The sequence below is a fragment of the Paenarthrobacter sp. NPDC091669 genome, from assembly GCF_044756725.1.
GTDB lineage: Bacteria > Actinomycetota > Actinomycetes > Actinomycetales > Micrococcaceae > Arthrobacter > Arthrobacter bambusae_C.
Window position 1 is genome coordinate 66,508 of record NZ_JBIVTK010000016.1, and the last position, 23,607, is coordinate 90,114.

The 23,607-nt window shown below is 63.9% G+C and carries 19 protein-coding genes; 12 read left to right on the top strand and 7 right to left on the bottom strand.

Annotated elements, in window-relative coordinates; translation table 11 throughout:
• Nucleotides 1–23 precede the first annotated feature (23 nt).
• From ACIQLI_RS21165 to ACIQLI_RS21195, 7 genes are all read left to right on the top strand, one after another.
• Nucleotides 24–1,646, top strand: coding sequence for an ABC transporter substrate-binding protein (locus ACIQLI_RS21165; RefSeq protein ID WP_400392115.1), 1,623 nt, complete (start codon nt 24–26; stop codon nt 1,644–1,646).
• Nucleotides 1,647–1,747: 101 nt separating this feature from the next.
• The gene (locus tag ACIQLI_RS21170) at nt 1,748–2,704 is read left to right on the top strand and encodes an ABC transporter permease (protein WP_354516758.1); all 957 of its coding nucleotides are present in this window, start codon (nt 1,748–1,750) and stop codon (nt 2,702–2,704) included.
• Nucleotides 2,705–2,707: 3 nt separating this feature from the next.
• Entirely contained in the window at nt 2,708–4,828 is a 2,121-nt protein-coding gene (locus ACIQLI_RS21175; protein ID WP_400392119.1) for a dipeptide/oligopeptide/nickel ABC transporter permease/ATP-binding protein, read from the top strand.
• Complete coding sequence (locus ACIQLI_RS21180) at nt 4,825–5,631, top strand: ABC transporter ATP-binding protein (protein WP_400392122.1); 807 nt, start codon at nt 4,825–4,827, stop codon at nt 5,629–5,631. The genes ACIQLI_RS21175 and ACIQLI_RS21180 overlap by 4 nt, the downstream gene beginning before the upstream one ends.
• A gap of 37 nt (nt 5,632–5,668) precedes the next feature.
• On the top strand, nt 5,669–6,586 hold the full coding sequence (locus ACIQLI_RS21185; RefSeq protein WP_400392125.1) for a dihydrodipicolinate synthase family protein: 918 nt from the start codon (nt 5,669–5,671) through the stop codon (nt 6,584–6,586).
• A 19-nt stretch (nt 6,587–6,605) separates the two neighbouring features.
• Entirely contained in the window at nt 6,606–7,586 is a 981-nt protein-coding gene (locus ACIQLI_RS21190; protein WP_400392224.1) for an ROK family protein, read from the top strand.
• Between the two features lie 22 nt (nt 7,587–7,608).
• The gene (locus ACIQLI_RS21195; RefSeq protein WP_354516750.1) at nt 7,609–8,295 is read left to right on the top strand and encodes an N-acetylmannosamine-6-phosphate 2-epimerase; all 687 of its coding nucleotides are present in this window, start codon (nt 7,609–7,611) and stop codon (nt 8,293–8,295) included.
• 61 nt (nt 8,296–8,356) lie between these two features.
• Here the strand turns inward: ACIQLI_RS21195 and ACIQLI_RS21200 are convergent, their stop codons facing one another.
• Nucleotides 8,357–9,187 carry a sulfurtransferase gene (locus tag ACIQLI_RS21200; RefSeq protein ID WP_400392128.1) on the bottom strand — a complete coding sequence of 277 codons (831 nt, stop codon included), beginning with the start codon at nt 9,185–9,187 and terminating at the stop codon, nt 8,357–8,359.
• A gap of 155 nt (nt 9,188–9,342) precedes the next feature.
• Between ACIQLI_RS21200 and ACIQLI_RS21205 the strand changes: the two genes are divergently transcribed.
• From ACIQLI_RS21205 to ACIQLI_RS21225, 5 genes are all read left to right on the top strand, one after another.
• Nucleotides 9,343–10,800, top strand: a complete 1,458-nt coding sequence (locus tag ACIQLI_RS21205; protein ID WP_400392131.1) for a dihydrolipoyl dehydrogenase family protein — start codon at nt 9,343–9,345, stop codon at nt 10,798–10,800.
• A 70-nt stretch (nt 10,801–10,870) separates the two neighbouring features.
• Nucleotides 10,871–11,710 carry an ABC transporter ATP-binding protein gene (locus ACIQLI_RS21210; protein ID WP_400392134.1) on the top strand — a complete coding sequence of 280 codons (840 nt, stop codon included), beginning with the start codon at nt 10,871–10,873 and terminating at the stop codon, nt 11,708–11,710.
• Nucleotides 11,707–13,743, top strand: coding sequence for a YhgE/Pip family protein (locus ACIQLI_RS21215; RefSeq protein ID WP_400392137.1), 2,037 nt, complete (start codon nt 11,707–11,709; stop codon nt 13,741–13,743). The genes ACIQLI_RS21210 and ACIQLI_RS21215 overlap by 4 nt, the downstream gene beginning before the upstream one ends.
• A complete protein-coding gene (locus tag ACIQLI_RS21220; protein WP_354232706.1) occupies nt 13,740–14,372 on the top strand; it encodes a TetR/AcrR family transcriptional regulator in 633 nt (210 codons plus the stop codon). Before ACIQLI_RS21215 ends, ACIQLI_RS21220 begins: the two co-directional genes overlap by 4 nt.
• A gap of 144 nt (nt 14,373–14,516) precedes the next feature.
• Entirely contained in the window at nt 14,517–15,140 is a 624-nt protein-coding gene (locus ACIQLI_RS21225; protein ID WP_400392141.1) for a hypothetical protein, read from the top strand.
• A gap of 81 nt (nt 15,141–15,221) precedes the next feature.
• Here the strand turns inward: ACIQLI_RS21225 and ACIQLI_RS21230 are convergent, their stop codons facing one another.
• From ACIQLI_RS21230 to ACIQLI_RS21255, 6 genes are read right to left on the bottom strand one after another with little or no spacing between them, the layout of a single operon-like run.
• Nucleotides 15,222–16,640, bottom strand: coding sequence for an NAD(P)/FAD-dependent oxidoreductase (locus ACIQLI_RS21230; protein ID WP_400392144.1), 1,419 nt, complete (start codon nt 16,638–16,640; stop codon nt 15,222–15,224).
• 39 nt (nt 16,641–16,679) lie between these two features.
• Nucleotides 16,680–18,302, bottom strand: a complete 1,623-nt coding sequence (locus tag ACIQLI_RS21235; protein ID WP_400392147.1) for a dipeptide ABC transporter ATP-binding protein — start codon at nt 18,300–18,302, stop codon at nt 16,680–16,682.
• A complete protein-coding gene (locus ACIQLI_RS21240) occupies nt 18,299–19,156 on the bottom strand; it encodes an ABC transporter permease (RefSeq protein ID WP_400392150.1) in 858 nt (285 codons plus the stop codon). The genes ACIQLI_RS21235 and ACIQLI_RS21240 overlap by 4 nt, the downstream gene beginning before the upstream one ends.
• On the bottom strand, nt 19,153–20,181 hold the full coding sequence (locus tag ACIQLI_RS21245) for an ABC transporter permease (RefSeq protein WP_400392153.1): 1,029 nt from the start codon (nt 20,179–20,181) through the stop codon (nt 19,153–19,155). Before ACIQLI_RS21245 ends, ACIQLI_RS21240 begins: the two co-directional genes overlap by 4 nt.
• Before the next feature lies 1 nt (nt 20,182).
• Nucleotides 20,183–21,868: an ABC transporter substrate-binding protein gene (locus ACIQLI_RS21250; protein WP_400392155.1), complete on the bottom strand. Its 1,686-nt coding sequence runs from the start codon at nt 21,866–21,868 to the stop codon at nt 20,183–20,185.
• Nucleotides 21,865–23,577 carry an amidohydrolase gene (locus tag ACIQLI_RS21255; protein ID WP_400392158.1) on the bottom strand — a complete coding sequence of 571 codons (1,713 nt, stop codon included), beginning with the start codon at nt 23,575–23,577 and terminating at the stop codon, nt 21,865–21,867. Before ACIQLI_RS21255 ends, ACIQLI_RS21250 begins: the two co-directional genes overlap by 4 nt.
• Nucleotides 23,578–23,607: the final 30 nt, after the last annotated feature.

Consider the following 23,607-nt stretch of genomic DNA (forward strand, 5'->3'; position numbering starts at 1 on the left):
AAACGCGAATGGTGAGGCACCCTATGAGCAAGACGATCCACAGCCTGCCGCTGGTCAACGATGCCAGCCGCCGGAATTTCCTGAAGCTAAGCGGCGCAGTTGGTGCAGCAGCCGCCTTCACGGCAACCCTCTCTGCGTGCGGCGGCGCTGCCAGCACCACCACGGGTACCGGCACCAACACGGCGGCCGTGAACAAGGACCTCACAATTGAGGCCGGCATCTCCTACGCACTGTCCACCGGCTTCGATCCCCTGAGCTCGTCCGGAGCCACCCCGATGGCCGCCAACCTGCACATCTTCGAAGGTCTGATCGAGCTCCACCCAGCCACGCGTCAGCCATACAATGCTTTGGCCGCCACGGATCCGAAGAAGGTCAACGACACCACCTACCAGGTGACCATTCGCGAGGGCGCGAAATTCCACGACGGCTCCCCCGTCACCACCGAGGACGTCGCTTTCTCCTTCACCCGTGTGATGGATCCAGCCAACAAGTCCTTGTTCTCCCAGTTCATTCCCTTCATCCAGGACGTCAAGCCGCTGGACGCCAAGACGGTGGAGTTCACCCTTAAGTACGCCTTCCCTGGCTTTGGACCACGCATCTCTGTGGTCAAGATTGTCCCCAAAGCACTGGCCACCGACCTGAAGGCCTTCGATGCCAAGCCGGTCGGCTCCGGACCGTACAAGCTGATCTCCGCCGTCAAGGACGACAAGATCGTCTTCGAGGCGTTCGCCGACTACAACGGCCCCAAGCCTGCGCTGGCCAAGGGCATGACCTGGCTGCTGCTCTCCGATGCCGCAGCCCGTGTCACGGCGGTCCAGTCCGGCCGTGTCCAAGCGATCGAAGATGTTCCTTACCTTGACGTCGACGGACTGAAGTCCAAGGTCAAAGTTGAATCCGTCCAATCCTTCGGCTTGCTGTTCCTCATGTTCAACTGCGCCAAGGCCCCGTTCGACAACAAGCTGGTCCGCCAGGCCCTGCACTACGGCATGGACAAAGAATCCATCATCAAGAAGGCCCTGTTCGGCAACGCCAAGGCCGCCACGTCCTATTTCCAGGAAGGCCACCCGGATTACGTCAAGGCCAAGAACGTCTACGGCTTTGATACCTCCAAGGCTGAGGAACTGTTGAAGCAGGCCGGCGTCACCAACCTCGAGTTCGAGCTCCTCACCACGGACACCGCCTGGGTCAAGGACGTTGCACCGCTGATCCTCGAATCCTGGAACAAGATTCCGGGCGTCAAGGTCACCGTCAAGAGCCTTCAATCCGGCGCTTTGTACAGCGACCGTGTTGGCAAGGGTGACTACTCCGTGGTCGCTGCCCCGGGCGATCCCTCGGTCTTCGGCAATGATGCAGACCTGCTCCTGAGCTGGTTCTACTCGGGCGCAACCTGGATGGACAAGCGCGCCTTCTGGACCACCCCGGAACGTACCAAACTGCAGGAGCTCATGAACAAGGGCTCCCAGGCATCCGGTGACGCGGCCAAGAAGATCGTGGGCGAAATCGTGGACATGGTCTCCGATGAAGTTCCGCTGTACCCGGTCTTCCACCGCCAACTCCCCAGCGCCTGGGACGAGAAGAAGCTCAACGGCTTCCAGCCCCTGCCCACCACCGGCTTGTCGTTCATCGACGTCGGACGAACTGCCTAAGCACCCTCGAGTTGTGAGGCCCGCTCTGCGGCCTGAATCCCCCAAATAGCCCGCAGAGTGGGCCCCACAACCAGCACCACCCCAACCAACCGGAGAACAAATTGGTCACGATATTGCGTTTGCTTGGTCGCAGACTTGCAGCATTGCCATTGATGATCCTGGGCATCACGTTGCTCGTCTTCCTCGTCCTGCAGGCCGCTCCCGGCGACCAGGCCAGCTCGGCCCTCGGCGATGGCGCCAGTGAAGAAGCGAAGCAGCAGTACCGCCAGGAGAATGGCCTGAACGATCCCTTGGTCCTGCAGTACTTCCGATTCCTCGGCAAGCTTCTGCAGTTCGACCTCGGGGTCACCACCCCGCCGGCAAAATCGGTGGCATCCATGATCGGCTCGGCGTTCCCGCTGACCCTGCAGCTCACCTTCCTGGGTGTCCTTATCGCGATCGTGCTTTCACTCGCGTTCGGCATCCTCGGCGCCCTCCATCGCGATAAGTGGCAGGACCAGCTGGTCCGCGTCTTCTCCATAGCAGCGATCGCTACGCCGTCGTTCTGGCTGGGCATCCTGCTCATCCAGTGGTTCGCGCTGGGCGCCAACCCCATGTTCCCCTCAGGCGGAATAGCGACGCCGGAGTCCGGCTTCGGCGGTTGGCTCAACTCCATGGCCCTCCCGGCCTTGGCACTCGGCATCCCTGTGTCTGCGTCCCTGATCCGTGTGGTCCGCACCTCCATGGTGGAAGAACTGGACCGCGATTACGTACGCACTGCCATCGGCAACGGCGTCCCCTACCGCGAGGTGGTCTCCAAGAACGTCCTCCGCAACGCCCTCGTCACCCCGGTGACCGTGCTGGGACTTCGCGTTGGCTACCTGCTGGGCGGCGCCGTCGTGATTGAAATGATTTTCGCCCTGCCCGGCATGGGCCAACTGATCCTCAACGGCATCACCAACCTGGACGTCAACCTGGTCCAGGGCGTGGTGCTCACCATCTCGGTCACCTTCGTTCTGGTGAACATCGTGGTGGACCTTCTCTACCTGCTCATCAATCCCCGAATCAGGACGGTATAGCTCATGCGCAGCAAGCTCGCAGAACGGCTAAGTGCCCCGGGCATCCGCTTCAAGGCCCTGCCCTGGGGCTCCCGCACCGCCCTGCTCTTCCTCATCATGATTGTCCTCGCGGCCATCTTCGCACCGGTCCTGGCACCGCATGATCCGCTGGAGACTTTCATTCCAGCCACCCCGCCAGGGGCTGAACACTTCTTCGGCACGGACCGCCTTGGCCGCGATATTTTCTCCCGCCTCCTGTTCGGCGCGCAGTCTTCGCTGATGATCGGTCTTGGCGCGGTCGCTTTGGCCATCCTGGCCGGAGCGCTCCTTGGTGCCTTCGCCGCGACGTCCAGCAAGTCCGTCAATGAGATCATCATGCGGCTCATGGACATCCTCATGGCGTTCCCCGGTATCGCCCTCGCGGCTGTATTGCTGGCCGCGTTCGGCAATTCGGTTCCCACCATCATCATTGCCATCGCCATCATCTACACACCGCAGCTTGCCCGCGTAGTCCGCGCCAACGTGCTGGCACAGTACGGCGAAGACTACGTCCGTGCTGAACGCGTGATCGGCGCCGGACGCTTTTACATCCTGGTCAAGCACATCGTCCGCAACACCGCAGCTCCCGTGCTGGTGTTCGCCACGGTCATGGTGGCTGACGCCATCATCCTCGAAGCCTCGCTCTCCTTCCTGGGCGCAGGCGTCCAGGACCCCGCACCGTCATGGGGCAACGTGATTTCCTACGGCCGCAACCTGGTCCTTTCCGGCGGTTGGTGGGCGACCACCTTCGCGGGTTTGACCATCCTGCTGACCGTGTTGTCCCTGAACATCCTGGCCGAGGGCCTCACCGACGCCATGGTCAACCCGAAGCTCCGGCGCGCGCCGGTGGTGAAGGACGACGACGGCTCTGCGGCAGTCGTCGCCGTGGACACCGAAGTTGCTACGTCCGTGGCCCAGCCCTCCGTGGTTGAGCAACACGAGCTCGACGGCGTTCGTGCGGCTTCCGGTGAGGGCGTCACTTCTGATGCGGGTACGGCAACTGTCCTCACCGACGTCAAGTTGGCCGCGGCAAACCCGCACCTCCTTCTGGACCGCGAATTGGAACTGCTTGCAGCCATCGAGGCGAAGCGCACCGACCGGCTCCCGCAGGTCTCCCCGGGAGCCCGCAATGTCCTGGAAGTGAAGAACCTGTCCATCCGTTTCCCAGGCCGCTTCGGCGACATCGCGATCGTGGACAACGTCTCTTTCACCGTCCGGGAAGGCGAAACCATGGGCTTGGTAGGTGAATCCGGTTGCGGTAAGTCGATCACCTCACTTGCTGTGATGGGGCTCCTGCCCAAGACCGCCCAGGTCACCGGTTCCATCATGTTCGACGGCAAGGAACTTTTGGACTCCGACACCAAACACAGCAATCCCAAGGCCTACGAGGGCCTTCGCGGTGAGCAGATCGCCATGGTCTACCAGGACGCGTTGAGCTCGCTGAACCCGTCCATGAAGATCAAGGACCAGCTGGAGCAGCTGACCAAACGCGGCGGCCGCAAGACTCCCGCCGAGCTGCTGGAGATGGTGAAACTGGATCCCGTCCGGACCCTCGCCAGCTACCCGCACGAGCTCTCCGGCGGGCAGCGCCAGCGCGTGCTGATTGCCATGGCGTTGTCCCGTTCACCGAAGATCGTTGTTGCTGATGAGCCCACCACTGCCCTGGACGTCACTGTCCAGAAACAGGTTGTGGACCTCCTCAACGAACTACGGGAACAGCTCGGCTTCGCTATGGTGTTCGTCAGCCACGACCTCGCATTGGTGGCCTCCCTCGCCCACCGCATTACCGTGATGTACGCCGGTCAGGTGGTGGAATCCGCACAAGCTTCAGAGCTTCTGCAGAACCCCAAGCACGAGTACACCCGGGGCCTGCTGGGTGCTGTCCTCTCCATAGAGGCCGATGCAGTCCGCCTGCACCAGATTCCCGGCACGGTTCCGTCACCGCGGGACTTCGCCACGGGAGACCGCTTCGCTGCCCGCTCACTGAGGCCCGACGCCGACCCCCACCAGACGCTGGTCCTCACCGCTGTTTCTTCGGTTGACGCGGCCAACGGCGGCGATGCCGACCACTACTGGGCGAGCCACTTGAAGGAGGACGCGAAATGAGTGAATCCACCGGGAAGCCCGTCATCGAACTCAAGGACGTCAAGGTTTACCACCATGCACGGACCGGCGGACTGTTCCGTCCGAACATCGTCAAAGCCGTGGACGGCGTGGACTTCACCATCAGCCGCGGCGAAACCGTGGGCATCGTTGGCGAGTCCGGCTGCGGCAAGTCCACGCTCGCGTCAGTGCTTGTGGGACTTCAACCGCCGACGTCGGGCCAGGTTTTGTTCCACGGAAAACCGGCCATCAAGCGGAACGCCTCGATGCGCAAGCAGTTTGGCCGGTCCGTCTCCGTGGTCTTCCAGGACCCGGCAACGGCCCTGAACCCGCGCATGACCATCCAGGACATCCTCACCGATCCGCTGCAGATCCACGGCATCGGCAACGCCGCCTCCCGCGCTGCAAAGGTCAAGGAACTGTTGGCGCTGGTTGGCTTGCCGGAATCGGCAGCCGAGGTGACGCCGTCGCAAGTTTCCGGGGGTCAACGCCAGCGCGTGGCGATCGCCCGGGCGCTGGCGTTGGACCCGGACATCATCGTGGCGGACGAGCCGACGTCGGCCCTGGACGTTTCCGTCCGGGCGCAGGTCCTGAACCTGCTGTCCGACCTGAAGAAGCAGCTGAACCTGGGCATGGTTTTCATCTCGCACGACATCCAGACCGTCCGCTATGTCTCGGACCGCATCTGCGTCATGTACTTCGGCAAGATCGTCGAGCAAGGCTCCGCCGCGCAGGTCTTCGACGACCCGAGCAACGACTACACCAAGAAGCTGCTGGGCGCCGCCCCGAGCCTGCTCCACATCTAGTTTTTCCCTTCACACGCTACAAACAACGGAGAATTCTGTGTCCACTCAGTTCCAGGGCGTCATCCCCCCGGTCATCACCCCCCGCCACGCCGACGGCAGCATCGACACCGCGTCGCTGAAGAACGTCACCAAGCACCTGATCGATGGTGGAGTGTCAGGGCTTTTCGTCTTGGGCTCCTCCGGCGAAGTCCCCTACCTGACCAACGACGAGCGTGAGCTGGTGGTCTCCACGATCGCCGATGCCAACGCCGGTGCAGTTCCGCTGATCGTGGGTGCCAACGAGCAAACCACCAACCGCGTCATCGAGGAAGCCCGCAAGGTGATCGACCTTGGTGCCGACGCGATCGTGGTCACCTCCATGTACTACGCAATCGGCAACGCAGCGGAGACAGAAACGCACTTCCGCAGCATCCACGCGGCCATCGAAAAGCCGATCTTCGCCTACGACGTTCCGGTCCGCACGCACTTCAAGCTGCCCACCGACCTGCTGGTCCGTCTCGGCCGCGATGGCGTCATTGCCGGCGTCAAGGACTCCTCCGGCGATGACGTCTCCTTCCGCCAATTGCTCCTGGCAGCCAAGGACATTCCCAACTTCGACATCTTCACGGGGCACGAAGTTGTGGTGGACGGCGCTCTCCTCGGCGGCGCTCAGGGCGTTGTTCCGGGCCTCGGCAATGTTGATCCAGCAGGCTACCGCCGCCTGTTCGACGCCGCCCAGTCCGGTGACTGGGCTCTCGCGGCAAGGGAGCAGGACCGCCTGGCCGACGTCTTCGAGATCGTCTACACCCCTAACGGCCGTGTTTCCGGCGGTGCCGCCGGTCTTGGCGCTTTCAAGACCGCGCTGCAGGTGATGGGCGTTATCGAGTCCAACACCATGAGCCAGCCCATGCTTTCCTTGAACGACTCCGAGACTGCTCTCATTCGTTCAATTTTGGAGCGGAACGGGCTGGTCTAGGTTTTCCATGACCGCTTCCATGAACCACGTGATCGGCGTTGACCTCGGCGGAACCAAAACCGCCGCCGGGGTTGTTGACCTTTCTGGCGAAGTGTTGATGTCGGAGACCATTCCGACGTTGAACAGGGCCGGCGGCGAAGCCATCCTCGACGCCACCGCTGCGCTGATCGCGGGCCTGGTGGAGCGCGCTGCCGACGCAGGAATGAAAGTTTCCGGCGTCGGCATCGGCTCCGCCGGGGTGATTGACGCTTCTTCCGGGACCGTGGTGTCTGCGACGGACGCGATTCATGGCTGGGCCGGGACCTCTCTTGTGGCCGGGCTTGCCGTGCGTCTTTCGCTTCCTGCTTCGGCCGTCCGTGCCGTCAACGACGTCCACGCACACGCGCTCGGAGAAGCGTGGCTTGGCGCAGCCGCCGGGTCATCGAGTTCACTCACGGTGGCCTTCGGAACGGGAGTTGGCGGGAGTTTTGTGCTGAACGGCGTTCCTGCAGTGGGTCACCGTTTTGTGGGTGGGCACGTGGGGCATTTCGCTTCTCCCTACGCCTACTCTGACGGCGTTCCGCTGCCATGCGTATGCGGTGGTTCCGGGCATGTTGAGGCTGTGGCTTCCGGGCCCGCACTCTATGAAGCGTTTCTACGCTTTGGCGGTTCTGCCTTGGACGCAGCGGACACCCGGGGCGTGTTCGGTCTTGCCGCTACTGAAGCTCACGACGGCGGTGCTGCCGCAGGCTCTGCGGACAGCCGCGCCGCAGCTTTGCGTGCTATCGACATTGGCGCGGCCGCTGCTGGACAGGCTGTGGGCGGGCTTATCAACATCCTTGATCCAGAAACCGTGGTGATCTCCGGTGGCCTTGCCGATGCCGGTGAACCGTGGTGGAAGCCCATGGAAACTGCGCTCCGACAAGAACTCCTGGTTCCCTTGGTTTCCATCCCTGTCCTGCGGGCAACGCTGGGCAACACAGCGGCCATTGTTGGCGCCGCGAAACTCGTCCTTAAGTAGTCCGTAAGTAAAGGGAGACATCATGATTCTCACACCCGAAGGCCTCGAGGCCCTCCGCTCCCAACTCATCGTCTCGTGCCAGGCCTACCCCGGCGAACCCATGCGCGATCCCCGGACCACCGCCCAGGTGGCGGCCTCGGCCGTCATCGGAGGCGCTGCGGCGATCCGCGTCCAAGGCTCGGCCGACGTGCAGTTCACGCGTGCCGCCGTCGAGGTTCCTGTCATTGGCCTCTGGAAGGACGGGCACCACGGCGTGTTCATTACTCCCACACTGCGTCATGCCTTGGCTGTGGCGAATGCCGGAGCGCACGTTGTGGCGATTGACGGAACGCGCAGGGCCCGCCCGGATGGGCTTTCCCTGTCAGACACGGTGGCCGGCATACACGCGGAATCCCAGGCCTTGGTCATGGCAGATTGCGGGTCCTTCGACGACGCCGTTGCCGCCGTCGAGGCGGGTGCTGACCTGATCGGCACCACGTTATCCGGTTACACCGGCGAGCGCCCCAAGACAGACGGCCCGGACCTGGAGCTCTTGGAGCAGATCGCTTTCGCTGAGTTGGGCAAGCCCCTCATTGCGGAAGGCCGGATCCATACCCCTGCGCACGCACGGCAAGCCCTCGACGCTGGAGCGTTCGCCGTGGTGGTCGGCACCGCCATTACGCACCCGGCCAGCATCACGGGATGGTTCAAGGGTGCGATGCACGCGTAGTTGTCGCGTTGCGAGGCCCGCTCTGCGCCCCAAAATTCACGCCAGACCCGCAAAGCAGGCCTCACAGCTCCGGTGAGACAGTAGCCACTGGCATTTCCTGCGCCCGGGAGTACTGCGACCACCCGCCAACGAACAGCTTGCCTTGGCCCATACCCACATGCTCCATAGCCAGCAGGTTGTGGCAGGCCGTCACTCCGGAACCGCAGTAGGAGACAGCGGTCCCCGCGGACAGGACGCCGGCATGCTCGAAGTTCGTTCGAACCTGCACTTCCGGGATCAGGTGTCCCGTTGAGTCGAGGTTCTCGCGGCACGGCACATTTACGGCCCCGGGTATGTGCCCAGGGCGGGGATCAACAGGATCCTGAAGTCCTTCGAAGCGGTCACGGTTCCTCGCGTCCACTCTCAGGTACGCGGCAGACGAGGCTTCGGAGATATCCGCCAGTAGATGCGCAGGCCAGGCCTGGGCCGAGAATCTCCCCCGGGTGCCTGGTGAGTAATCCCTGGTGAGTTCACCTTGGTAAGCGGCCATGCCGCCGTCGAGTATCGCCGCGTTGTGTCCCGTAGACCGGAGCATCCACACGAGTCTGGCCGCGATGACTCCACCTGCGTCGTCGTAGGCGATCACCGTGTCCGAGTCGTTGAACCCTGCTTGCCGCATGCCTTCGGCGAACACTTCGGGATCGGGCAGCGGGTTCCTCCCTGCTTCCGGGGATGCGGGGCCGGACAACCACTGGTCCAGGTCAATGAATACAGCACCAGGAAGATGGCCGCTCCCGAAGGCATCCTTCCCCGAAGATCCGTCCAGATACCAGCGGCAATCTGCAAGAACGAATTTCCCGGGGTTGCCCGCGCACCAACTCCAGTCGACAAAAGGCCTCAGATCTTCTTCCATGCACAGCAGCCTAGATGCATGATCCATATTTTGAGATACAGATCCCAATATTTGGACGCACCCTGCGTTGCGGGGCCTGCTCTGCGCACCAAAACCCACCCCAGGCGCGCAGAGCAGGCCTCACAACGCACGGGCGCCGGTTGTAGGCTTCTCCCATGACTGCCGAGACCTCCCGGGAATTCGATGTAATCGTGATCGGCGCCGGCGCCGTAGGGGAAAACGTGGCGGAACGGGTGGTTCGCGGCGGCCTGACGGCGGTGATTATCGAGAGCGAACTAGTGGGCGGTGAATGCTCATACTGGGCATGCATCCCCTCCAAGGCGCTTCTCCGTCCGGGGAGCGTGCTCCACGCCGCACAGGTGGTGCCCGGCGCGAGCGAGGCTGTTACCGGAGTGGTCGACGCCCAGGCTGCGCTGAAGAACAGGGATTGGTTCACCAACAACTGGCAGGACGGCAGCCAGGTTGACTGGCTGGACAGCGCGGGCATCGAGCTCATCCGTGGACGCGGCCGCATCACAGGCCCGCGCGAGGTTCAGGTGGATGGCCTCGATGGCAACAGTTATGCACTAAAGGCGCACCATGCCGTGGTGGTCGCGACCGGCTCCACCCCCACCATCCCGGACATCGAGGGCTTGAAGGATGCCCCCTTCTGGACCACCCGCGGAGCCACAGCAGCCAAGGAAATCCCCAGGCGCTTCACCGTGCTCGGCGGGGGTGTGGCGGGCGTGGAGATGGCGCAGGCATTCGCCCGGCTCGGCTCGGATGTGACCCTGATTGCCCGCGGCCGACTGCTCAGCAGCTATCCGGAAGAGGCGGCCACTCTGGTCCTGGCCGGACTCCGCGCCGACGGCGTCACCGTCCACGTTCACACCGATGTCCAGAAGGTGGGGAAGAACGACGACGGCACAGTGACAGTCGCGTTCGACGGCAAAACTGTCACCGCTGACAAACTTTTGGTGGCCTCAGGCCGGCACCCCGCCTTGGCCAATCTGGGCTTGGAGACTGTTGGCGTCGAGGCGCAGAACGGCAAGCCGCTCCGCCTCGCGACCGATGCCAGCGGCCTGGTTGAAGGCCCGGCCAGCGACGGCACGAGCGGGCTCTGGCTGTATGCCGCGGGGGATGCAGCGGGAAAAGTCCTCCTGACCCACCAGGGCAAGTACGAGGCCCGCGCCACCGGCGACGCGATCGTAGCAAGGGCCAATGGCAAGCTCCAGGGCACACCGAAACCGTGGAGCCCGTGGGCCCATACTGCCAATGATCACGCCGTCCCGAGCGTGGTGTTCACCGACCCCGAGGTGGCCTCCGTGGGGCCGAGCCTGGAGCAGGCCTTATTGCAGGGAAAGAATGTCACCGGTGTGGAACTCCCCATCAACGTTTCCGGCTCCCAACTGCACTCCCCCGATTACAAGGGCTGGGCCCAGATCGTGGTGGATGAGGATCGGCAGGTGATTGTCGGCGCCACCTTCGTGGGCCCCGGCGTTGCAGAGCTGCTGCACTCAGCAACCATTGCGATCGTGGGTGAAGTGAAGCTGGACCGTCTGTGGCACGCCGTTCCTTCATATCCGACGATCAGCGAAGTATGGCTGCGGCTTCTGGAGAAGTACGGACTCTAATCTCTATTTGAACTGACCAGTCAGTTTAGTTAGACTTTCAGCAGACACCATTTCTGCGAAAGGCTTCATTGTGCTGTCCGTACAGCAACTCCAGATCAACGGCCGCCGGGACGATCTCCTGCCGGCAACGTCACTTCAGGTCCGCCGCGGCGAACTTCTGCTCGTTGCCGGAGAGGGCCAGGACCAGCGGACCGCTTTGGCCTTGGCCCTGAGCGGCCGAATGAAGCCCAGCAACGGCGTCCTCAGCTGGGACACCACCACCAAAACCAAGAAGATCCGGCTTGCCAGTGCCCTGGTGGACTCCCCCGGCGTCAACGAACCCGAGCAGCACCTCAGCGTCCGTGACCTGGTCACCGAAGACCTCTCCCTCATCCCCCGCCGCTACCGTGGCGCGTTGTTGAGCAAGCCGTGGCTGAAGGTCAACAGCTTCGAGGACATCGCGGGACTCTGGATCGAACAAATTCCCGCCGTCCGCCGGCTCGAACTCCTGACCGCACTCGCCCTCGCAGATCCGGCCACGGACCTCCTCGTGGTGGACTCCCCCGATCGCCACAGCGCAGATCCCGCAGCGTGGTTGCCCAGGCTTCAGGCTTTGGCGTCCGACGCCGGGCGGCCACTTGCCGTCGTCGCCGTCGTCGGTGCCCTTCCGGACAACTGGACCGGACCCGCCGCGGTGATCGGCAACTCCGTGATGCATCCGCCCGAACCGGAGGCGGATGCCGCGCACTCCGAACCCAAGCCGGCTGCCGCCGTCGAACCAGCCCGACCCAAGCCGGCTGCCGCCGTCGAACCCAAAGCCAAACATGCTGCCGAGCCGGTGGCTGAAGAGCCGGAAACGCTCCAAACTCCAGCGGCGCCCCAGGCAGCCGCTGACCCCGAATCCGAAAACCTCCAAAGGACTGCAAAGTGACTGTTCTGCGGCTCGCCCGCTCCGAACTCAAGCGCATGACCGGCGGGCTACTGCCCAAGCTGACCATCCTCGCCCTGACCATGGTTCCGTTGCTGTACGGCGCCGTGTATCTCTATGCGAACTGGGATCCGTACGGCAACCTGAACCAGATCGACGCCGCGCTGGTGGTGGAGGACACGGGAGCAACGTCGTCGGACGGCACCGAGCTGCAGGCGGGACGAAAAGTGGCCGACAGCCTGGTGGAGGGACACGTTTTCAACTGGAAGCCGGTCTCCAGCGCCGAGGACGCAGACGCCGGTGTTCGCACGGGTGAGTACGCCTTCGCGCTGCGCATCCCCAAGGACTTCTCCGCCAACCTGGTCTCGCCCGGCAGCTTCGACGCCGCCAACCAGGCCATGCTGCACGTCACCACCAACGACGCCAACAACTACCTGTTGAGCACCATCGTGGACAAGCTCACCACAGCGGTTCATTCCACGGTGGCCAAGGAGGTGGGCGAGGAAACGGCAAACCAGCTCCTCACAGGCTTCGGGACCATCCACGCGTCCATCGTCAAAGCCGCAGACGGAGCCTCCGAACTTGCCACGGGTGTGGGAAAGCTGAGCGACGGAGCCGCAACACTCCACGGCGGCACCACCGAACTGGTGACCGGCGCCGACCAACTCGTGGCCGGACAGACCAAACTGCGCGACGGCGCGGTCCAGCTCAACACCGGCGCCAGCCAGTTGAGCTCAGGCCTCACAGAACTGAAGAACAAGACGGCCACGCTGCCTGCGGACTCCAAAAAACTCGCCGACGGTGCCGCCCAGGTAGCCGCCGGAAACGCCGAGCTGAACGCGAAAGTCCAGGACGTCGTCGGGCAGCTCGAAGCGGCAGACAAAGGCCTCCGGAACCGGGTGGTCGAGTCCAACGCACGGCTGGTTACCGCCGGCGTGCTGACGCAGGAGCAGGCCGCCAAGGTCCTGGCGGACTTCGACGCCGCCGCGGCATCGAGCCCCGTGACGGACGCCAAGGCCAAGATTTCCGGCGACGCTGCCAAGATCCAGCAACTCTCTGACGGCTCGGCTGCCGTGAGCGCCGGGGCCGCCAAACTCGCCGGCGCCACGCCAACACTTACCGACGCGATTTCGAAAGCCGCCGCAGGTGCCGGACAGCTGAACACCGGCGCGGCCACGCTGGCTGCAGGACAGCAGACCGCTCTGGACGGCGCGGCCAAGCTCGACGACGGCGCCCGCCAACTGGACGACGGCGCTGGACAGCTTGCCAGCGGCGCAGTGACCGCAGCCGATGGTTCACACACCCTCGCCACCGAGCTCGCCAAGGGTGCGGGAGATATCCCCAACCCGAACGATGAGCAGAAGAACAGCGTGTCCAAGGTGATTGCTGATCCCGTGGCGGTGGACAACGTCTCGCAGGCCAAGGCAGGCTCTTACGGCGCCGGACTCGCCCCGTTCTTCCTGACCCTGGCACTGTGGATCGGCGTGTTCATGCTGGTCCAGGCCATGCGGCCCATCACCCAGCGGGCCCTGGCGTCGAACGCCCCCGCCTGGAAAATCGCCGTCGGAGGCTGGCTGCCGTTCTTCGTGGTCTCGGTGCTGCAGGCCACCATCCTCACTCTGGTGGTGAACCTCGGCCTGGGCTTGAACCCCGCCCACCCCATCGGCATGTGGCTGTTCATGTTGGCCGCGGTGATGGCTTTCAGCGCGATCATCCAGGGCATCGTGGCGCTGATGGGGACACCCGGCAAGTTCGTGGTGCTGATCCTGCTGGTCCTGCAGTTGGTGTCCTCGGGCGGAACGTTCCCGTGGCAAACCACCCCCATGCCGCTGCATGTGGTGCACGAGGTCCTGCCCATGGGCTACGTGGTCACCGGCATGCGGCACTTGATCTACGGAGGTGAGCTCAGCATGATCTGGCCCACCGTCCTGGGCCTGCTTGGATACACTTTGCTGGGAATGGCGTTGTCCACGCTCGCCGTCCGCAAGCACAAGGTGTGGACCCTCAAGACGCTGAAGCCGGAGATCGCAGTATGAGCACCACCGAGCCCGTCCCCACCGGCCCTGCAGAAAAGAAGCTCCGCCCCGGCCGCACCAACGCCACCAAGCAGCGCCTGTTCGAGGCTTCCATGGAATTGATCGGCGAGCGCGGCGCCGCGGGGGTCACGGTGGACGAAATCGCGGCCGCGGCTGGGGTGTCCAAAGGGACTGTCTATTACAACTTCGGCAGTAAATCGGACCTGATTGCCCAGCTGCTTCGGCACGGTGTGGACATCATGCTGGTCCGGCTCCAGGACGTTCGCGGACAGGCCAGCGACCCCCTGGAATCCATGAACAACATGGTGGGCCAGGCCATGGAATTCATGGACGACTACCCCTCCTTCGCCCGCCTGTGGGTCAGCGAAAACTGGCGTACCCCCGGCGAGTGGAGCGCCGTGTTCGCTGAACTCCGCGGTGAGCTTCTGGCCGTGATTGGTTCGGCAGTGGAAAGTGTTGCTTCCGGGTACAAGGTCAACGAGTCCATTGCCCGCGGGTCCTTGGAGGCGGCGATCTTCGGCGCCATCTTCGTAGTGGGCCTCGACCGCCAGACGTACAACCCGGAGCGGACCCGCGAGCAGAGCGTGGCCGCAGTGATGACCATCATGCACGGATATGTCATCAAGTAGCTTTGGCCGGCCCGTTGTGGGGCCTGTTCTGCACGCTCCCACTGGTGTTTAGGGCGCAGAGCGGGCCTCACAACGGTATTCAACTGCAATGTACGACGGCGTGGCGCGGCCACTTGGTCGGCGATGATTAACCTCATGCGTCACATGGGGAACAGCGGGAAGCTTGCGGTGGTGGCCGCGTTCGTCTCGCTCGGGCTGTTGGTGCTGGCCGCGGTGGTGCTCGAGGAACTCGTGTTGTACCTGTTCCTGGGCTCTGTGCTGGTCTGCTATCTGGCGTCGCTCGTGCAGGTCTTCAGCCGGCGACGCTACTTCGTGATCCTTCTGGGCGCCGTGGGCACCAGCCTCTTCATTGGTTGCAGCATCGCGTTCCTGAGGATGTGGGGCATTGCCTTCAGCCAGGATGCCAACGCCTTGGGCAGTGCCGGCAGCACCCAGGATTCCGACATCTACTTCTACCTGGCTGCCGCGGCAGGGGTAGGGACCTTGGCGGTGCTGTTCCTCGGCGCGGTGGTGCCGTCGTTTGGATCGCGTGCCGCTGCTCCCGCCCGACGACCTGCGACTCCAGCCAAGCGGACCCCGGCGCCCCGCAAACCCGCGACCTCGCGCCCGGTCGCCCCATCCAAGCGTGCCGCTGCTGCGACGCCGCGTCCCTCCAGTGGAGCGAAGAGCCCTGCTGTGAAGCGCCCCGCGCCCCGTACGCCAACGACGCAGGCCAAGCGTCCGGCGTCGAGCGCTTCTACCCAACGCAAAGCGTCCCCCAAGCGCTAACCACCCCTGCGCGTTGCGGGGCCCGCTCTACGCGCCAACACGAGATCCAAACACGCACGGCAGGCCCCTCAACGAAATGGGTCAGGAGTCGAAGCCCAGCCCTACGGCGTCGAGCGCTTTGAGGATGAGGTTCCGTTTCCCTTGGTTGTGGTCGGCCCTGTCCATGGACCAGCGGGTCAGGTTGATACCCAGGGAGGCCAGTGGTTCAGGAGGGAAGGGAAGCGGCCGTTTCCGGACCATCTCCACCCGGGTACGCTCGGTGTCGAGGCCGGCCAGCAGGTCCAGGAGGACGTCCGCCGCAAACGCTGTGGCCCCGACTCCCAGCCCGGTGAAACCAGCCGCGTACGCCACCCGCCCCTTTCGGGCAGTGCCGAAGAACGCGCAGAACTGCGTGCTCGAATCGATGGGACCAGCCCACTTGTGCGTGAACTTCAACCCCTCCAACTGCGGGAACGTGGTGAAGAAGTGGGAGGCGATCCTCTCCCAGGTCTCCGGCTGGTATTCGTGCCGCTGGTCCACGCGACGGCCCCAGAAGTAGAGGGCATCGTACCCGCCAAAAAGAATCCTGTGGTCCTTGGTGATGCGGTAGTAGTGGAACTGGTTGGCAACATCGCCGATTCCCTGGCGTTTGCTCCAACCGATGGACTCCAGCTGTTCTGCCGAAAGGGGTTCGGTCATGAGCGCGTAGTCGTACACCGGCACGGTCATGAGCTGGTTCCGCTTGAGCAGGGACGGGAACACGTTGGTGCCAAGGACCACGTACCCGGCCTCTACGTTGCCCCGTTCCGTGACGACGGTGACGCCCAGCTCATGGTCCTTCAGTTCACGCACACGGGTGCCTTCATGGATGACCACGCCCAACTCCGTTGCCACCCGCGCCAGTTCAAGGCCGAGCTTGTACGGATGGACCATCGCCACGGAGTCCTTGTGCCAACGCCCCGCCAAGTACGTGGGGGAATTAACCTCCGCCCGGACGGCATCCTGGTCCAGGAAGACACTGCCGGGGCTGTCGTCCTCCTGGAGCCAGACCACTTGGTGCGGTTCGACGGCGACGTTGAGCTCACCGGTCCGCTCCCAATCGCAATCCATGCCGTATTTCTCCACGGCTTCCTGCATGCGGTCCAGGTTGTCCATGCCCAGCCGGTCCAAAGTTTCAAGATCCTCGGGCCAGCGGTTCTTGCCGTTCTCATGGCCGTGGGTGAGGCTGGCTTCGCAGAAACCGCCGTTGCGGCCCGAAGCCGCCCACGCCACCTGCTCCGCTTCGAGCAGGATGACCGTGCGGCCGGGGTCGCGTTCCTTGGCGCGCAGAGCTGTCCATAGGCCGGTGTATCCGCCGCCGATAATCACGAGGTCGGCGGCAGCGTCGCCGTCGAGCTGCGGATAATGAGTTGCTGAGTCCTTCAGGTCGTCGATCCAGAAGGGCCGGTGGGCGGCACCTTCCAGCGCATGGGATACGACGGCGGTCTGCGGGACATTCCGTTCGAAAACGGTGGTCTTCACGGGAGGTTCTCCTGTTTCAATGGTTGTATTCCCAGCCGGTCAGGCAATGACCGGCTCGGCGTCCCACAAGGGCCGGGGACGGGAGGCGATGAGGTTCCGCGTGTACTCATCTCCAGGGTCCTCAAGGATTCGCGCTGTGGGTCCCTGCTCCACGATCCGTCCCTGATGCATCACGATGAGCTCAGAACAGAGGCGTGACACCACGGCCAGGTCATGGGTGACGAACAGGATGGTCAGTCCGAGTTGGTGCCGCAGTTCCTCCACGAGTTCCAGCACCTGGGCCTGGACGGAGACGTCCAATGCACTGGTGGCCTCGTCCAGCACCAGTAGGCGCGGGCGGGCAGCAAGGGCCTTGGCCAAGGCGACGCGTTGACGCTGTCCACCCGAGAGGGCCCGGGGCTTGGCGTCGAACCGTTCGGGCCCGATCCCCACCCTTGCCAGGAGGTCGCGTGCACTGTCCTTGGATTCCTTGCGTCCTTGCTTTTGGTGCAGCCGGAAAACATCGGCCACAGCGTTGCCAACAGCGATCCGGGGATCCAAAGACAGGTACGGATCCTGGAAAACAATCTGTACTTCCTTGGCCAGCACTTTCCGTTCGGATGCCTTCAGGGGCCGGTGTGGCCTGGTGACGCCGCGAAGGGTGAGTTCGCCTGCTGTGGCGGTTTCCAGCGCCAGCACCAGCCTGGCGAGCGTGGATTTTCCGGAACCCGACTCGCCCACGATGCCCAGGGACCCGCCCTCCGGCAAGCTGAAGTGGGCGTTATCCAGGGCAGTGATGACTTCTCCGCGGGGCAGGTGGTACGTCTTGGACAGCCCGGTAATCTCCAGCAAGGCAGACCCTGCCGGCTCAAGCCCGGGAGCCGCAGCCAAGGCCGAGCCAGACCCCACCTCTATGACAGGAGTTGCCTCCACCAACTGCCGGGTGTAGTCCTGCTGCGGCGTCATGAACACGGTCCGGGTTGGTCCGTGTTCCACTACTTCCCCGCGCCGGAGAACATAGACCCGCTCACACAGGCTCGCGGCGAGGTTGAGGTCGTGGGTGATGAACAGCATGCCCATCCCGCGGGACTGCTGCTCGTCACGCAGGAGCCGCACAATCCCGGCCTGGGTGGTGACGTCCAGGGCGGTGGTGGGCTCGTCGCACAGCAACAGGTCCGGCGAGTTCAGGAGGGCCGCGGCAATCATGACGCGCTGGAGCATGCCGCCGGAGAGTTGGTGCGGGTGCTGGTCCATGAGTTCCTTGGCCCGCCGAAGCCCCACTTGCTCCAGCTGCTTCACGGCGCGTTCGGTGGCCTCGGCGCGGGTAAGACCGTCAAAGCGAAGCAGGGTTTCAGTGAGGAAGTCCCCCACGGTCCGGACCGGGTTGATGCCGGCCCGCGGGTCCTGGAAGATCATCGACGCATGTCCGCGGCGCAGCTCCTTGAGCCGTTGCTTGCTGGCAGTCAGGGTATCCAGGCCCTTCACGGACACGAGTCCGGAAGACTGTGCGCCGCCGGGAAACAACCCCAGCGCCGCCCGGGTGGTCAGCGACTTGCCTGAGCCGGACTCCCCCACCAAGGCGACCGCTTCGCCGTCGTCCACGTGCAGGGAAACGCTGTCCAGCAGCGGCGGCCTGCCCGGAAAACCGAGCGTAAAGTTTTCGATCTGCAAGAGCTGGCTCATGAAAGTTTTCCTCCGATGCGGTCTGAGATTTCCTCGCCGATGACGTTGACGGCCACCACCACCAGGACCACCACCAAAGCCGGCCAGAAGGCGGGCAGGACGTATCCGCCCAGCAAAGCGCCGCGGGATTCCTCGATCATGGCGCCCCAGTCGCTGGTGGGCGGTTGAACCCCGAGCCCAATGAAGGAGAGCGCCGCAAGGTCTGCCAGCACGTAGCCGAAATTCAGTGTTGATTGGGCGCCAACGGTGGGAATGAGGTTGGGGAGAACCCGTCCCAGCACCACCCAGGGCGTCCGGAATCCGAGCACCCGGTACGCCTGGACGTACGGCCTGCTGCGTTCTGCCACCACCAAGGACTGCGCGAGCCGGGCAACGTACGGAACATAGGCGATGGTCATGGCCAGAATTGGCGCGAACAACCCCTTACCGAACAACGCGATGGCCAGCATGGCCATGAGCAGCGCAGGGAAAGCAAAGAGGAGATCGAAAAGACGGCCCAGGATCTTGCCCAGCCAGCCTTCGGACCAGCCGGCCACCAGGCCAAGCAGCAGACCCAGAACAGTGGATCCGATCACCACGATGGTGGGTCCCAGGAGCGAGGTCCGGCCACCGTGCATGATCCGGCTCAGCAGGTCGCGGCCCAAGGCGTCCGTACCCAGCAGATGCTGCCCGCTGGGACCGGCCAGGACGTTGTTGAGGTCTACGTAGTCCGGATCGTAAGGCGCCAGGACCGGAGCGAACAGCGAAAGAAGGACGACGGCGGCGGCAACGGCGAGCGCGCCCCACGCCATGGGTGACAGGAGGCTGCCGTAACGGCGAAGCCCCGCCTGTGGCAGCTGGATGGCTAACGTCATCGGGACTCCGTTCCGGCCGCGATCCGCGGATCAATAAGGGGTTGGAGAAGATCCACCACGGTGTTGACCAGGACGAAGGCCGCAACCACCACCATGACGATCGCTTGGACAACACCGAAGTCGAGCCTGTCGATGGACTGGACCAGGAGTTGGCCGATGCCGGACAATCCGAACGTCCGCTCGATGATGGCGCTGGAGACCAGGAGGCCGGCCACCAGCACGCCGCTGACGGTGAGGATGGGTCCCATGGCGTTGCGCAGGACGTGGCGTGCCACTACGGACCCACGGGTGAGTCCACGGCTGGTTGCCACCTCCACGTGTTCGCGGAGCAGTTGCTCGTTCATGGAGGACCGCGTCACCCTGGCCACCATGGCGATGTAGGTGATGCCCAAGGCGAGCGCCGGGAGGGTGAGGTGCCAGATCCTGTCCCATCCGCCGTCGCCGCTTCCAAAGGAGGGGAACCAGCCCAGGCCTACGGAGAAGAGCGCTACCAGGGCAATGGCTGCAACGAAGGGCGGGACAGCCCCGGCTGCAGTGAGGGTAATGAGGATGAAGCGGTCACTGAAACCCTTGTTCAGGCTGGCGACGATTCCAGCGAACAAGCCAAGGACGGTGATGAAAACGGCGGCCAAGGCGACGAGTTGCAGGGTGGTGGGCAGGCGTCCGAGCAAGACGTCGGAAACGTCCTGGCGGTAGGTCAGTGAGCGGCCCCAGTCCCCGTGCAGGATGCCGCCGAGCCAGTTCAGGTACTGTTCCCAGGCCGGCTTATCCAGTCCGAACTGCCGGGTGATCTCTTCCAGTGCCTCGGGTTTGGGGCTGCGTCCCCTGAGCAGGAAGCGGGCCGGGTCTCCTGGGACCAGGAAACGGGAGAAGAACACGGCCACGGAGGCAACGAACAACGTCAGCACCAGGGCCAGCAGCTTCTTCATGATGTAGACCGCCGGGCGGACCGCCCTGCGTTTGTCCCGCTTGTGGCCGGGAGCATCCGGCGCGTTGGCAGCCTGGACTTGTTCCGTAGCGGTCATATCAGCGACCTCCTATCTGGGCTGCCCACGGGTAGTACATGTAGTTGATGGACGGGTCCGCACCGGTGATGCGTTTGCCGAGCCACATGGAGGTGACAGTTTCGTAGAGCGGTCCCCAGACCACGTCTTCGCTGGCCAGCTTGGCGGCCTGGCCGGTCAGTTTGCCGCGGGCTTCGGGGTCCTGCACGCTGTACGAGGAGTTCACCAGGTCATCGAATTCGGCGTTGCTCCAGCCGCCGTAGTTGCTGAAGTCCCCGGTCCGCAGCACGCTGTACATTTCCAGGGGTTCGGTGCTGGAGAGGTACCAGGACGTCACCAGCAGGTCCACGTTCTTGCGGGCCTCCGGGTCGGAGAAGAGGGTGGTGTATTTGTCGTTGGACATGGTCTGGATTTCCGGTTCCAAGCCGATTTCCTTGGCCGCGGACGCGATGGCCCGTGCCGTGATGTCGAACGCGGCATTCAGGGAAGCGGTGGCAAAGACGAACTTGCTGCCTTCGGCCCCGGCTTCCTTCACCAGCTTCTTTGCCTCTTCCAGGTCATAGGGAGTGGAGAGGAGGCCATCAAAAGCCTCATCAGCAGTGGTGGCCGGGACGTCCTTCCACACATTCCTGGTGGTCAGTGCGTCCGTGTTCTTCGCGTACCCCTGCTCCGCCGCCTTGATCAGCGCGTCCCGGTTAATGGCCATCATGAGTGCCTTGCGCACCCGGACATCCTGGAAGGTCCCGGCCAGGTTGGTGAAGACCATGCTCTGCACGGAGGTGTCATTGCCGAAGTACAGGGACCCGGCATCCTTGTTGGCCTTGAGGATGTCGATCGCGTTGGACGGGATCGCGAAGCCGCCGTCGATTTCCCCGGTCTGGAAGGCGTTGATGCGGGATGTGGCGTCCGGCAGCATGGTGAACGTGACCTGCTTCGACTTGGCCTTCAGGTCCGGATCCCAGTAGTCGTCGAAGCGTTTGAGGGTGATGCTCTCCCCCGCTTCCCACTGACCGAACTGGAACGGCCCTGTGCAGTTCACGCCCGCTTTCGAGTTGCCGTAGTCCTTGCCTGCTTCCTCAAGGGTTGCTGCGGACTCCACCACACCCGGGGCGCCAACCAGTGAATTGTTGAAGACGTAGTCCGGACGCGTGGTGGTGACCGTGACTTCGTAGTCGCCGGTCTTCTCGATTGATTCCACGTTTTGGTAGGACGACGCCCAGAACGACCCCACTTCAGGGTCGATGTGGCGGCTCAGAGATGCAACGACGTCGTCCGCCGTCATCTCGGTGCCATCGTGGAACTTCACGCCCTGGCGGATGGTGTAGATCCACGTGAGTGGATCAGGATTCTCCACTCCCGTGGCCAGGCCGGGCGAGGTGGACAGGTCCGCGTTCCAGCGGAAAAGCGACTCGCACACGTTGGATAGAACGGTGTTGTCCGGGTAATCGAAGGCGTAGGCGTAGTCCAGGGAAAATGGCTCCGCATACATGGCCCAGTTGAAGTTGTCGATCTCCCGGGTGGGCTCCTCTGTGGAGTCGGACAGGGTGTACTTGGCACCGCCCGCGGCGTCGATCACGCTGGCGGGCCGAGTGCCGCAGCCGCCCAGGACCAAGCCGAGCACGACGCCGGCCACCGTCACCGCGGTGATGCGCGACGGCGTCGTCCGCTGTTTGCGGCTCCGGGTCCCACCCGCTGTTGCCGCCCTCACTGCGTCACTGCCGACAGGTGGCTGCGGGTTGTTTCCGTGAGTGGGCTTTGGGCTGCTGCACGGTCGTAGACGCACTCGCCCCCAATCCACGTCTGCGTCACCACTGCCCGGTGCAGTTCCTCCACGGGGAGTTCGAAAAGATTGACGTCCAGGATGGCGAGGTCCGCCAGTTTGCCGGGTTCCAGGGTTCCCGTTGCGGCGTCCAGGTGGTTGATCCACGCCGTGCCGTGGGTGTAGGCGTCCACGATCTGCTTGAGACTGAGCTTTTGGAGTTCCGGGCCAAGCGGCGGCAGGTCCTCGCCGGGAGCCGTTCGGTTCACGGCCACATGGATGGCCGCGATGGGGTCGGCAGTGGAGACCGGCCAATCGCTGCCCGCCACCAATCGGGCGCCCGCAGAAGCGAGCTCACCGAAGGGATAGTGCCTGTCCTCTGCGCCCGGTTCCAGGAACGGAAGCGTCAGGGTGTCCATCTGTTCCTCGTGGCAGGCCCACAGAGCCTGCACGTTGGCGGCCGCATTGAGCTCAGGGAAGCGGCGAATGTCCTCGCTGCGGACCACCTGCAAATGCGCAAGGTGGTGCCGGTGATCGTTGGCGCCGTTGCTGTTCCGGGCCGCCTCCAGCGCGTCCAGGGCATCCGTGACTGCGCGGTCGCCGAGGGCGTGGAAGTGAACCTGCATGCCCTCGGCATCGATCGCGGTGACGAACTCCTTCAACTGCTCCGGCTCGAAGAACTCAATGCCGCGGTTCTCCGTGTGGTGGCCGTGGTGGTCCAGGTAGACGTGGTGCATGGCGGCTGTGTAGTTCTCAGCCACGCCATCCACCATGACTTTGACCGTGTTGGCGTTGAGCTGCAGGGGGTCGAATGTTCCGGCCACCCGGTTGCGGCGTTCCACGATTGCGTCCAGCTGGGACATGCCCGCGGTCCTGTCCCACCACTGGCATGCCGTGACCCGGGCTTTGAGGTCCCCGACCTTCGCGGCGTCCTGGTAGATCTCCAGGTGATCAGCATGTTCGCCCTCCGGGATGGGAACCCAGGCGTCCTGCCATGCCGTGATGCCCTGGGCGAGCAGCACTTTCTGGGATGCGAGCAGGCCTTGGTACGCCAACTCGTAGGGCACTGCAGGCTTTACCGCGTTGAAGAGGTCCATGGCACCTTCGTGGACGGTGCCTGCCGGCGTGCCGTCCTCCTCGCGTTCCAGCCGACCACCCTCCGGATCAGGGGTGTCCTTGGTGATCCCGGCGGCTTTGAACGCTTCAGTGTTGGCCCAGGCGCCGTGGTGGTCCCGGTTGACCAGGTACACGGGCCGGTCCGGGACCACTGCATCCAGCAGCTCCCGCCCAGGGGTTCCGCCGGCGAACAGATCCATGGACCAGCCTGCGCCCAGGATCCACGGTTGCTCCGGATTGTCCGCGGCGTAGCGGGCAACTCTTGCCACAGCCTCTTCTGCGCCGGCCACCTCCGTCAGGTCGCACTGGAGCAGTTCTATCCCAGCGAAGATGGGGTGGATGTGGGCGTCCTGGAACCCGGGAAGCACCAGTTGCCCGTCCAGGTTCACGCGGCGGGTATCCGGCGTCGCTGTTGGCTCCAGTTCGTCGGCACTGCCGACGGCGATGATCCTGCCGCCCTCTATTGCTATATCTGCGCGGATGGGTCCGGCGTCTTTGCCGGTGTACACCCATCCGTTCTCCAACAAAATCTCTGCGTGCACGATCGAGTCCTTTCGTGGGGAAATTCAACT